Below are 12,863 nucleotides of genomic sequence, written 5' to 3'. Positions count from 1 at the left end.
GAACAGAGACAAGCCCTTACTTAAGCATATGCACGGCATCTATAAACATGTCACCGCGTTCTTCAAATGTTTTGAACTGATCCCAGCTTGCACACGCGGGTGACAAGAGGATGACGTCTCCTTCATTTGAGAGCGCAAACGCCGCAGATACTGCTTGTTCAACATTATCGACACGTTTGACATGTTGTATTCCCAGCTCATTGCCCAGTTTTTCTATCTTCGGCGCTGTCTGTCCGAACGTCAGGACCGCTTTGACATTGTCCATATACGGTTTCAGGTCGTCAAAACCGTTGCCGCGGTCCAGTCCGCCTGCAAGCAGAATAACCGGTGCTTTGAACGCGGAGAGCGCTTTGCTTGTGGCCAAAATATTCGTCGCTTTGCTGTCATTATAAAATCTACGATTCTGGATCGCAGTTACATACTGCAGACGGTGTTTGACACCGGTAAAGCTTGTCAGCACCTTCTGAATCGCTTTATTAGACGCGCCCGCCGTTTTTGCCGCGGCTACAGCGGCTAAAATATTTTCTAAATTGTGCGCGCCCGGCAGTACGATGTCATCAACAGGCAGAATCGCTTCATCGCCGAACATCAGCATTCCGTCTTTAATGAATGCGCCGCTTGACAGTTCCTGGTGAACTGAAAACGGAACGGTGCCGGCTTTTCCGCTTTCGGCAAGCCGCACGACTGTTTCATCGCTCTGATTCACGATGGCCGTATCACTCTCAAGCTGATGAAGATACACGTTCTGCTTGGCTTTTTCATAGTTTTCACGGCTGTGATGGTAATCCAAATGAGCGTCGAACACATTTAAAATCAGGCCGATTTCAGGTCTGAATGCATGAGTCCCCATCAGCTGGAACGAAGAAAGCTCTGTGACGATCCATTCATCACCGTCAGCATGATAAGCCACTTCACTGGCGACAGTGCCGATATTCCCTGCGATCAGCGTCTTTATCGAATCAGCTTTCAGCATTTCATAAATCAGGGTCGTCGTTGTTGTTTTCCCGTTTGAACCTGTAATGCCGATGAATTTTGCATTGGTGATATAATACGCAAGCTCGATTTCCGTCCAGACCGGGATGCCTCTTCTTTGCGCTTCCTCCACCATGATATTTTCATACGGGATTCCGGGATTTTTGATCAGAATGGTAATGTGATGCTGATCAAAAAGTGACGTCGGATGCTCACCGCAGATGACTTCAATTCCTCTTTCTGCAAGCCTTTGGGCAGGTTCGTTCTCTTCAAAGGCTTTTTGATCATTCACGACGACGTTAATGCCTTTTTCATGAAGAATCGACGCAGCCGCATATCCGCTTTTCGCCAGTCCGAGGACCAGAAAGTTTTGTTTTTGCAAAAAAAGTTCGTTTTCCACTTATAACCACACCTCGATGTAAATTCCTAAAACGGCAAGCAGCAGTCCCGCAGTCCAGAATGTGACGACAACTCTCCATTCAGACCATCCGACCAATTCGTAATGGTGGTGAAGCGGACTCATCTTAAAGATTCGTTTTCCTGTCGTTTTAAAGCTGATGACTTGTAAGATAACAGATAAGGTCTCAATAACAAATACTCCGCCGATAATGACGAGCAGAATTTCAAGCTTCGTCAGAATGGCAACGGTCACGATCGCTCCTCCGAGCGCAAGCGAACCGGTATCCCCCATAAATACCTTGGCGGGATGGGCGTTGAATACAAGAAAACCGAGAACGGCGCCGACAACGGCAACCGAGAAAATCGCAACGTCATATTGTGACTGGTTCCACGCAAGGATGGCGAAAGCGCCGAATGCGATAGCCGCGGTACCGGACAAGAGACCGTCCAGACCGTCTGTCAGGTTGACGGCATTTGAACCTCCGACAAGCATAAAGAGAACGAGGATAAAGTATCCCCAGCCGAGATCGATTGACAGATGTGTGCCCGGCACCCTGATGCCGGTTGAAAAATGGCAATAATGATATACTCCGTAAAATACTATGGCAATAATGATCTGGCCGATCAATTTCTGCTTCGACGTCAATCCGAGATTCCGTTTCATTACTACTTTAATATAGTCATCCAGAAAGCCGAGCAGGCCGTATCCGATCGTGACAAACAGCAGAAGAAACATTTCCGCGCTCAGATGCGAAAATTTCTGCGTCATGACAATCGCCGTAATGGCGATGGATACAATAATCATGACCCCGCCCATCGTCGGCGTCCCTGATTTTTTCATATGTGATTTCGGCCCCTCTTCCCTGATACTTTGGCCGAATTTTAAACGTCTTAAAAACGGGATAAGAATCGGAGATATCAGAACACTGATTAAAAATCCCATTATTATTGTAAATAAAATCACTTGCTCAAGCATTGCTCTTTTCTCCTCCCGTTTCGTTCAAACGACATACGTATTTATCATATTCACATTGTGTCCCCGTAATTCTTTTCATTTCCCTCATTCTAACACTCTTTCCTGTTTTACTTTTTATTCAGCTCAACAATAGCTCTTCCCGCTACTTCGGCGTCATCAAAGTCGAATGTTTCATTGCCGATCTGCTGATAGGTTTCATGCCCTTTCCCGGCAATCAGAACCACATCTCCCTTTTTCGCGTTGGCAATGGCAAAAAAGATAGCCTGCTCGCGGTTTGCGATACTGTGATAGTAAGTGCCTTCTACCCCTCTTTCCATATCTCTTAATATGGCCAGCGGGTCCTCGCTTCTCGGGTTATCTGAAGTGAAAATCGGTTCGTCGGCAATCCGCACCGCAATTTCCGCCATTTTCGGGCGTTTCGTTTTGTCCCGGTCTCCGCCGCAGCCGACGACGACGAAAAGCTTGCCCTCTGTCATGTCTTTACATGTATTCAGGACGTTTTCCAGACTGTCAGGCGTGTGCGCGTAATCGACGACCACAGGAAACGGCTGATTGTGATTCACCAGTTCAAACCGGCCTCTGACACCTTGCAGCTCTTCAAGAGCGCTTGTGATCGTATCAAACGGCAGACCCGCTGCGATCGCTGTCGCCGCTGCAGCCAGTACGTTATACACGTTGAAGCGGCCGACGAGTGAAACCGTGATCTGCTTTGTTCCTTTTGGCGTAACGAGCTCAAAGCTTGTGCCTTGCGCAGAGATCTCGATTTGTTTCGCCATGACATCGGCATCATTCTCGATTCCGTATGTAAGGATGTGCGCCGCCGTCACTTTTTCAAAATAAGCACTGGCTTTGTCATCTGCGTTTAAAACGGCCCGCTTCGGCTTTTCGTGATTAAAGGAGCCGCCCAGCTGGGAAAACAGGAGGCTTTTAGCCTGTCTGTAGTCTTCCATCGTCTTGTGATAATCTAAATGGTCCTGCGTCAGGTTCGTGAATACGGCGATATCATAATCGCAGCCGTGAACCCTGCCGAGTGACAGAGCGTGAGAAGACACTTCCATAATAGCTGTGTCAACATGCTCATCATTCATTTTCTTGAACGTTTTTTGCAGTGTGACGCTTTCGGGCGTTGTATTTTTGACCGGGAATGTCTCATCCCCGATTTTAATGTACATCGTTCCGATTAAACCGGTCTGTCTTCCCGCTTTTTTGAAAATCTCATCAACCATGTGCGTCGTTGATGTTTTGCCGTTTGTGCCGGTGATGCCGATAAGCTGAAGCTGCTTTGTCGGCTGCCCGTAAAACGCGTCAGAAAGAACGCTGAGCGCCCGCTGTGACCGGCGGACAATAATGACAGGAACATCGACGTCAAGCTCTTTCTCGGCAACGATGGCCGCTGCGCCGTTTTCTGCGGCTTTTTGGGCAAAATCATGTCCGTCTACCGTATACCCTTTTATACACACAAAAAGACTCCCTTTTCTCACTTCCCTGGAGTCCATCTCAATTGAAGTTATGTCAGGGTCATGAAAGTCATTTTGAACAGGTTCGGCCATTAAATATGTAAGCAGCTTTGTAAGTTTCATTGTATCAAACCTCTCAGAAATTCTATTCATTCTTTTATCATGATAACCGTTTATAAAAGTCAGAATGGCTTTTAAACATACAGTTCATATTTTAGCGTAAATAAAAGGATACATCCAGTTAATCTTAAAAGTTATCTTCTTTTTTTCTCTTTATGATAAGAGGCAGCCGAAAACAATCGGCTGCCTCAAAAAGACTCATTCTTCACTCAAGTAAACACGGATCTTTGAGCCTTCTTTTACTTTCGTTCCGGCTGCAGGTGATTGTTTCACAATTTTGCTTCCTTTTCCTGAGGAGTCAATATTCAAATTGACAAGCAGCGACTCAAGATCAGAGACAGACATCCCTACAACATTCGGAACCTCTATTGTTTTTGTGTCGTTCCATTGATATTTTTTCTCGATTTGATTTTTTCGCGGTTTCACGCCGAGCTCAGGCAGACTGTCTCTCATCATATTTCCGACAATCGGCGCGGCGACGGTTCCCCCGAATTGAATCGTGCCTTTCGGATTATCAACCGCGACATACACGACAAGGCTCGGGTCATCGGCCGGCGCAAAACCGATAAAGGAGACGATATGGTTGTTTTCGAGATATTTGCCGTCTTTCACCTTTTGTGCGGTACCTGTTTTTCCGCCGACGCGATATCCTTCCACAAAGGCATTCCGCCCCGTTCCCTGAGCGACGACGCTTTCTAAAGCATATCTGATCTGCTTTGACGTTTCCTGGGAAATAACTTGCCTTTTCGCAATCGGCGATTGTTTCTTAACGGTTTTTTTCGTAACGGGATCAACCCACTCTTTGGCAATAAACGGAGTATAAAGCGTTCCGCCGTTTATTGCTGCGGAAACGGCTGCCACCTGCTGAATCGGCGTGACGGAAACCCCTTGTCCGAAAGCGGTTGTCGCCTGTTCGACCGGGCCGACTCTGTCAAGCGGGAATAAGATCCCCGTTCCTTCCCCTTGCAGATCAATGCCTGTTTTCTTTCCAAAACCGAAGTCCTTAATATATTGAAACAGCTTTTGTTTTCCGAGCCGTTCCCCCAGCTGTACAAACCCGGGGTTGCAGGAATTTTGAACGACTTCAAGATAAGATTGCGAACCGTGGCCGCCCTTTTTCCAGCATCGGAGGCGGGCGCCGTCGACCTCGGCAAATCCTTTGTCATAAAAGTGGTCTCTTTGCAAGTTTACTTTTTGCTCTTGAAGAGCCGCCGCAAGCGTAATAATCTTAAAGGTCGAACCCGGTTCATATGTGCTCCATACCGGCAGGTTCCGGTTGTAAACGGACGGATCCACCGATTGATAGTCAGCCGGATCAAAATCAGGACGGCTTGACATGCCGAGCACTTCCCCGTTTTTCGGATTCATTGCGACCGCAATCATTCCGTCCGGGTTATATTTCGCCGCTGCATTGTCGAGCTCTCTTTCTATAATCGTCTGAACCTTGGCGTCAATCGTCAGTTTCATATCAAGTCCGTCTTTCGGAGGGGTGTAATCATCCGCTTCATCAGGCATTTTCTTCCCCTTGGCATCCGTATAAAATTTCACGGATCCCTTTACACCTTTTAAGTCATCATCATAATAAGCCTCCAAACCGAGAAGACCCTGGTTATCAATACCGGCAAAACCGAGAACATGGGACAAAAAGCTTCCGTACGGATAATGGCGGATGCTGTCTTCAGCCACATACACCCCTTTTAAGTCGAGCGCTTTGATTTCTTTCGCTTTTTTATTGGAAATTTTCCGCCCCTCGGGTGAGATTTTTTCTATGGAGGTTTTCTTAGTAATGTGTTTGTAGACCTTCTCTTCCGACATATTTAAAACTGACGCGAGAAGTTTGCCCGTTTTTATGGGATTTTGGATCTGGCGCGGTACGACAAAGACGGTCGGCGCGCTTTTATTAGTAGCCAGCTTCACGCCGTTTCGGTCAAGAATCTCTCCCCGCTCAGGCTCAAACGGCAAATTCCGGCTCCAGGAATCCTTAGCCAGTGAAGTCAGCTTTTCTCCCATCACAAATTGGACATAGCCTAATCTGCTGTCAATGATCAAAAAAATGATTACGCCAAAAAGCAAAACCAGTAATAAACGTTTTCGAACCGTTACATTTGAAACGCGCAAGGGACCGTCCACTCCTTATTTAGGCTTGTTTCAATTTATGCCTCAGCTTGGACACATAGAACGGCGGCGCATAAAAAAGAAGCCCGCGGGCATCCGCGGACTTCTCTGTCCCGTTAATCAGGATTTTTAAATTTCACCTTGATCACGGTATTTCCTTTCAGTTCTTTGCCTTTTTTCACACTTTGGCTTGAAGCGTAACCTTCACCGCTCACATCAATGTGAATGCCTGATACTTTGCTGAATTGAAGCACTTCCCGCCTCGACCATCCGGACATATCCGGCATCGTCATCTTTCCGTCTGTTTTTAAGAAGATTTTCTGATTGGTGATCACATCTTCTCCGGCTGTCGGATACTGCTCTTTTACGGCAACATCGCTGCCGATGACAATCGGTGTGAGATGTTCATTTTTCGCTTCCTTCTCAGCGCTCTTGACCGTCTTATCTGTCAGGTCAGGCATCTTTTGGCTTTTCGTTTCTTCCTGACCGGAATCTGTTTTTTCCGTCGGTTCGATATTCATGTAGTGGAGGCTGTTTTTCATCGTCGGGTTAAAGATTTCCGCGACAGGATCAGAGCTGCTTTGCCCCGCTTTTAATTGCGGCTGCTGCACGGCTACATAGATGACAAGCTTAGGATCATTTTTCGGCGCCATGCCCATGAATGAAAACACATAGTTGCTCGTTCCTCTTAAATATCCGCCCGTCCCGGCAATTTGTGCGGTTCCCGTTTTACCCGCGACGTCAAATCCTTCAATTTTATAAGGTTTTCCGGTTCCGATGTCTGACGTCACGACTTCTCCGAGCAGATTCCGGACTTTTTTAGCCGTATCGGCTGAAATCGGCGTGCCTGCCTGCTCTGGTTTTGTCTGCTTGACGACTTTTTTCGTATCGGGGTCGACAATATGATCAATGACGTAAGGTTTCATCATTTTGCCGTTATTGGCAATCGCCGTGACGGCCTGAAGCTGCTGGATCGGCGTTATCGCCGATGCTTGGCCGTAAGCCGTAGACGCTTTGTCAAAATCATATTTGTAGTTAATTTTACTTGATACTTCACCGGGCAGATCAATCCCTGTTTTTTGATAGAGCCCGAATTTGTGCAGGTACTCATTAAACCGATCAAACCCCAGTTTTTCGTTGGCCAGTTTGGCGAAAGCAACATTCGATGACCTCATGAGGCCGTCATGGAAGCTTGTCATACCCCAACCGGCGCCATCGTTCCAATCTTTAACAGGTTTGCCTCCCACTTTATATGTTCCTGATTTATATTTCTCGTTTGCAGAAAACACATTTTCCTGAATCGCCGCGGCAAGCGTAAAGATCTTCATCGTTGAACCCGGTTCATACGCGTACGACACTAAGTCGTTGTAATAATTGGTGACGTTTCTGATATTCGGGTCAAAACTCGGACGCTGCCCCATCGCAAGCACTTTGCCTGTTTTCGGTTCTACGACAGCCGCCATAATTTTTTTCGGTTTATATTTTTCCGCTACTTTCGTCATGCTGTCTTCTAAAAAGGTTTGAATTTTCTGATCAATGGTTAAATATACATTGTCACCGTTTTTAGGTGCGGTGATTTTTTCTTTGCTGTTCGGAAGTTTCCAGCCGGATTTATCACTTTCGTAAGTGACGGATCCGTCGCGTTCCGTCAGATAGTTGTTCAGTATTTTTTCAAGCCCTAAAGAGCCTTGTATCTCGTTTGTTTTTTCATTCACATCGGCATACCCGAGAACATTTGACAAAAATACGCCGTTCGGATAGTAGCGCTTCGTATCTCTTAAGAAAGAAATACCCGGAAGATTCATTTTTTCGATCTTTTGTTTTTTCGCATAAGAGATATCGCGGCCGGCTGAACCGAATTCCACCTGCTTCGCGCCATCCCTGTTTAAGATGTCCAGAATCTCGCTTTTATCAAGATTGATAACGGTCGCCAGTTTTTCCGCCGTTTTCTCTTTGTCTTTGACATGCTGAGGATGCTTCGGATCACTTGTCATTTTTTTATCAAGCACGGCAATGAGCTTATATGTCGCCGTGTCCTCTGCAAGCACTTTGCCGTTCCGGTCAAGAATAGAGCCGCGGCTCGCTTCTATCGTCCGCTTTTTTTCGTGCTGCTCGGTCGCTTTTGTTGCAAGTTCTACACCGTTTGCTTTACCAGTTAATTGAATGTACGCCATTCTCCCGAGAATGACAAAGAAAAAGAGAGCGAAACAAATACTGAGTATCGCTGCTCCTCTGTTCATAAACTTATTTTTTTTCGGCATGGGTTATCATTCCTGTATGTTTTTCACTTTTTTATCTTTCAGATTCAAACCGTGCTTTTTAGCGATATCCATCAGGCGCTGCGGCTGGCTTAAGTCAGCAGCCGTCTTTTCGAGATCACCGATCTGCTTATTCTTCTCAGATACTTTCTCCTCCAGTTGTTGCACCTCAATATTGGATTGGTACGCCGCGTATGCCTTTGATACGATAAACATTGATGTGGAGAGAACGGCAATGGCAAACAGGACGAGCAGCACCTTTTCCCCGAGTGTAATGGAAGCCCTCTTTTTGACAATCACCTTTTTTTCGGGACTTATCACTGGCCGTTGTTGTTTTTCCTGCTGGTAAGCTAAGTTGCTCATAGGCTGATGACCTCCTTTAATGTTGTCATTTGCTGCCCTTTATATTCGTTTCTCCGCAATGCGGAGCTTCGCTGACCGGGCGCGGTTATTTTCTTCAAGCTCCTCTTTTGATGCCGTAATGGGCTTTCTTGTAATCAGTTTTAATTCCGGTTCAAATTCTTCCGGTATCACAGGAAGACCCGGAGGCAGTTCGGGAAGTGATGATTTTTCCTTGAATGTCGTCTTGCACATTCTGTCTTCCAGCGAGTGAAAAGTGATCACAGACACCCTTCCGCCCGGCTTCAGCACCTCTATCGCTTGCAAGAGGGCCTCTTCAAATACTTGAAGCTCGTCGTTTACGGCGATTCGAATGGCTTGGAATACACGTTTGGCCGGATGACCTCCGCTTCTTCTTGCCGGAGCCGGTATCGCGTCCTTTATTAGATCGACCAGTTGGCCGGTTGTTTGAATAGGCGATTTTTCTCTTGCCTCTTCAATTTTTCGGGCGATCTGCTTGCTGAATTTTTCTTCTCCGTATTTAAAGAAAATCCTCACAAGGTCCTCATACCGCCATTCATTTACGACTTCTTTCGCCGTAAGGGCGGCCGACTGGTCCATCCTCATGTCCAGCGGTGCGTCATGATGATAGCTGAATCCCCGTTCCGGTGTATCAAGCTGCGGAGAGGATACTCCTAAATCAAATAGAACTCCGTCGACACTCGTAATGCCGTGTTCATGTAAACACTCTTTTAAATAACGAAAGTTGCTTTTCACCAGAATGAGCTGTCCTTTGTATTCGGACAATGTTTTCTTTGCGTTTTCAAGTGCCGTATCATCTTGATCAAAGGCGATCAAGCGTCCTTTTTCCGATAATTGCTGCAATAAATATGTACTGTGCCCGGCGCCGCCAAGGGTGCAGTCCACATAGGTTCCGTCCGGTTTGATATTTAAACCGTCGACGGTTTCACGAAGAAGTACTGTCTTATGCTGAAACATTTGTGTCGGTCCCACCTTTATCAGGAATGAATTGAATTGTCAGTTGTTGTTGTGATGCACGAAGATCCATTATATATCAAATCCAATCATGTTTTCAGCAATTTCAGCGAATGAATCTTCTTGCTCTTCTGTGTATTGTTCCCATATTACCTTACTCCACAATTCAATTCGATTGGAAACCCCGATGACAACACATTCTTTTTCCAGTTTTGCGTAATTCAGAAGAGATGACGCAATATTAACCCTTCCCTGCTTGTCCAGTTCGCATTCGGTCGCACCGGAAAAAAAGAATCGGGTAAATGCGCGGGCGTCTTTTTTGGTGAGCGGCAGAGCCTTCAGCTTTTCTTCAATCAGCTTCCATTCATTCATCGGATAGCCGAAAAGGCATTGGTCAAGTCCTCTTGTCAGCACAAACTGCTCACCGAGGCCTTCTCTGAATTTTGCGGGTACGATCATGCGGCCCTTTGCATCAACAGTATGCCGGTATTCACCCATAAACATGATAAGGACCCCCACTTTCTCCCCTAAACTCACCACTATCCGCCACTTCTCTCCACAACCTCATTTTACACTGTTTACACATAAAAAAAAACCCTGAACTATTCAGGGTTCTTTAAAACTTTATTTCAAAGTTTGACAATCTGATGTTGGTTTTGAAAAGAAAATGGCAGATGTTTGAAGGTTGTGAAGAATTTTGGACCGTAGCGGTTCAGATAATACATCACATTCCAAATCCGTTCCTGCGGAGCGCCGAGCGGTCTGATGCTGTTTTGGATTCTTTCATAGTCACGCAGCACAAAGCCTTCTTTTTCTTCAATTCTTTTCGTTACCGTCCGTTCTAAAAACAAGAGCTGATCTTGAATGAAGGCGGCATTCTTCTGTAAGAGCGGCTCAAGGCTTGAATCGACCTTCAGCGCTTCGTCCCTTGCGCGTTTATGGACAGCTTCAATCTGCGACTTCGCCTGTTCCATTACAGAAGAAAACTCTTCCGGAATCTGCTCTTCAAAATAAGTGTCTTTCAGGTGTCCGGTGCCGTGTTCGATCGCTTCCTGAAGCGGGATATTTCGTTCTGAAAGCTTCTTTTCAATATGGCGCTCAAGAATCGTAATGTTCAGTCTCGGCATTACCGGGGTCATGCGAAAGCCCATTAATGAGAAAGCCCGCTTCAGCTCACCCCAATAATTGATCTCCCCCGGTCCCGCGATAAACGCCAGAGTCGGGATGAGAAACTCCTGCATAAGCGGCCTTGTCACAACGTTATTGCTGAAACATTCCGGTTTTTCTTCCATATGGGTATGAAGCTCGTCGTTCGTCCACTTCAGGTCAAGCTCCTTAATGACAAAAACGCCGTTTTCTTTTTCAATTAAGAAACGCTCTCCCTCATGTTCGTAAAACAGATTGGCCTGATCTTTGTCCGATTCAATAATCGGGTGATAACCGGCTTCCCGCATAAGACGCTGCTGGTCTGACACGGCTTTGGCAAGCTCATGATTGTGTTTTAAAATCTGCTGAAACATACCCGTTTCCAGCTTTTTAATCCCCGGATCTCCCGAATTCATCAGAATAAGGCCTTCTTCTTGAAACAAGTCGGCGATCAACAGTTCAAAAAAGTCCGTGAATGTCTCTGATGAGCGTAAACATCGCTTCACGTTTTGAAGGAGTGTGTTTGTGTGATCCGTCTCCTCAAAAGCAGCGAACACTTCATCAATCCAAGCCGCGCATTTTTCCTGATCAAGCTCGGTTTTAGCCGCCGATGTTTTTTTCCAGTACGACTGCGGCAGTTTCTGTTTCACCGGACCTTTATTCTCTGTTGACGTATGCACAAAATTGATTTCTTCCAGATCGTGATCTTCACCCGCCACCCAGAAAATCGGAACGACAGGAATCTGCAACGCCTCTTCCTGCTGTCTGGCAAGTACGATAATGGAGATAATTTTATGTATGGTGTAAAGAGGCCCCGTTAAAAGACCGGCCTGCTGGCCGCCTACTACCGCTGCGCTTTTTGGATCTCTCAGTTTTTCGATGGAGGCCTGCATGGCGGCGGAGTGAAATTTTTCGTGATAGGAGGATAAATAATCCGCTAATTCTTCTCTGGCAAACGGCCGCGAAGACAGGTCATGAAGCCGCTTTTGCCATACGTCCTCTGAATGAATATCATAATCAAAAAATGAAGACATGTTTTCTCCATCTATATAGTGCTGCACAAACTTATTTTGACTTTTGATGGAAAGTTCAGTTAGCTGCATCTGTCTGGAACTTCCTTTCTCCAATAAATAGTTAGGTTTCCGAAATGAGTATAGCATGTTACCGGAAAACCTCAAAAGACTTTGTTTCAGTTTCTTTCTAACGCTTTTATGCCGCGGTGTAAAAATGGGAGATGAACGGCCGGCAATCCGCGGCTTTCCGCTTCTTTTACAATGTAGCCGATAATCGCATCGGCCTCTGTCCGCCTGCCTGCCATGATATCGACGAGCATGGAAGAATGATTTTTTTCCGTCAGTCTGCAAACTTCGCAAACCTTGTTCCACGCTTTTTCTCTATCAGCGAGGCCAAGTATTGTCTCCGCTTCTTCAAACACGTTTCTCATATATTTTTTGTAAGCGTCATTTGTTACCAGCTCTCCGTTTTTCACGCGCAGCAATGCAGTTAACGGGTTGATGCATACATTTATGATCAGTTTTCCCGTTAACAGCCGATACCAGTCGTTTTCATCATATACGGGAAAATCCCGGTGCATGCCGGAAAAGATGCTTTTGAGCGTTTCCGGCCGGGATGCGCTGAATACACTCCATCTTACGGCTCCGGCTCCCGTATGTTCAACGGCATGATCTGATATCTTTTTTGCTCCGTGCTCAACAGTGCCGACATAAAGCGAATGATCCGTATGCCAATCTTTAATGTCGTGTATGTGTCCCATGCCGTTTTGCAAAAACAGCACATTCGTCCCTTTTATCGTCTCAAGATCCCGCAACACAGCACTTAGCTGGTGCTGTTTAACGGCTGCGATTAAGAGGTCGAATCCGGAAGTGAGGCCTGTTTGCGCTCTGCATGCCGCCGTACATTCTATTCCGTCTTTCAAAAGCCGTATACCGCCTGAGTTAATCGCATCAGCCTGCTCCGTCCGCCGCGTAATGACCGTTACCTGATGGCGGGACGATAAGTAGTAAGCACATAAAAGGCCTACCGCTCCGCCGCCGATAATTCCGATTTTCACACTGTCACACCCTA

At 46.3% G+C, this 12,863-nt stretch carries 10 protein-coding genes; all 10 read right to left on the bottom strand.

Going from position 1 to position 12,863, the window contains the following annotated elements; genetic code table 11:
• Nucleotides 1-16 precede the first annotated feature (16 nt).
• The 10 genes from murD to NQS30_RS07165 all read right to left on the bottom strand — a co-directional run bounded on the left by murD (nt 17) and on the right by NQS30_RS07165 (nt 12,849).
• Nucleotides 17-1,372 (bottom strand): UDP-N-acetylmuramoyl-L-alanine--D-glutamate ligase, encoded by a 1,356-nt coding sequence (gene murD / locus NQS30_RS07210; protein ID WP_015239817.1) that lies wholly within the window; start codon nt 1,370-1,372, stop codon nt 17-19.
• Nucleotides 1,373-2,347, bottom strand: coding sequence for a phospho-N-acetylmuramoyl-pentapeptide-transferase (gene mraY / locus NQS30_RS07205; protein WP_007409707.1), 975 nt, complete (start codon nt 2,345-2,347; stop codon nt 1,373-1,375). It abuts the gene before it with no gap.
• Nucleotides 2,348-2,454: 107 nt separating this feature from the next.
• Nucleotides 2,455-3,927: a UDP-N-acetylmuramoyl-L-alanyl-D-glutamate--2,6-diaminopimelate ligase gene (locus tag NQS30_RS07200; RefSeq protein WP_003154436.1), complete on the bottom strand. Its 1,473-nt coding sequence runs from the start codon at nt 3,925-3,927 to the stop codon at nt 2,455-2,457.
• A 195-nt stretch (nt 3,928-4,122) separates the two neighbouring features.
• On the bottom strand, nt 4,123-6,042 hold the full coding sequence (locus tag NQS30_RS07195; RefSeq protein ID WP_003154438.1) for a stage V sporulation protein D: 1,920 nt from the start codon (nt 6,040-6,042) through the stop codon (nt 4,123-4,125).
• Between the two features lie 113 nt (nt 6,043-6,155).
• On the bottom strand, nt 6,156-8,300 hold the full coding sequence (gene pbpB / locus NQS30_RS07190; protein ID WP_072589074.1) for a penicillin-binding protein 2B: 2,145 nt from the start codon (nt 8,298-8,300) through the stop codon (nt 6,156-6,158).
• A gap of 6 nt (nt 8,301-8,306) precedes the next feature.
• Entirely contained in the window at nt 8,307-8,660 is a 354-nt protein-coding gene (gene ftsL / locus NQS30_RS07185; protein WP_015239815.1) for a cell division protein FtsL, read from the bottom strand.
• Nucleotides 8,661-8,699: 39 nt separating this feature from the next.
• A complete protein-coding gene (gene rsmH, locus NQS30_RS07180; RefSeq protein ID WP_076424092.1) occupies nt 8,700-9,635 on the bottom strand; it encodes a 16S rRNA (cytosine(1402)-N(4))-methyltransferase RsmH in 936 nt (311 codons plus the stop codon).
• Nucleotides 9,636-9,704: 69 nt separating this feature from the next.
• Nucleotides 9,705-10,136: a division/cell wall cluster transcriptional repressor MraZ gene (mraZ, locus tag NQS30_RS07175; protein WP_007409703.1), complete on the bottom strand. Its 432-nt coding sequence runs from the start codon at nt 10,134-10,136 to the stop codon at nt 9,705-9,707.
• Nucleotides 10,137-10,261: 125 nt separating this feature from the next.
• Nucleotides 10,262-11,881 (bottom strand): bacillithiol biosynthesis cysteine-adding enzyme BshC, encoded by a 1,620-nt coding sequence (bshC, locus tag NQS30_RS07170; protein ID WP_015239813.1) that lies wholly within the window; start codon nt 11,879-11,881, stop codon nt 10,262-10,264.
• 86 nt (nt 11,882-11,967) lie between these two features.
• A complete protein-coding gene (locus tag NQS30_RS07165; RefSeq protein ID WP_015239812.1) occupies nt 11,968-12,849 on the bottom strand; it encodes a 2-dehydropantoate 2-reductase in 882 nt (293 codons plus the stop codon).
• Nucleotides 12,850-12,863: the final 14 nt, after the last annotated feature.

It is taken from the genome of Bacillus sp. B1(2022) (genome assembly GCF_040259625.1).
Lineage (GTDB): Bacteria > Bacillota > Bacilli > Bacillales > Bacillaceae > Bacillus > Bacillus velezensis.
The sequence above is the reverse complement of the archived record's forward strand: the minus strand, read 5'-3'. Positions and strand labels throughout refer to the sequence as shown.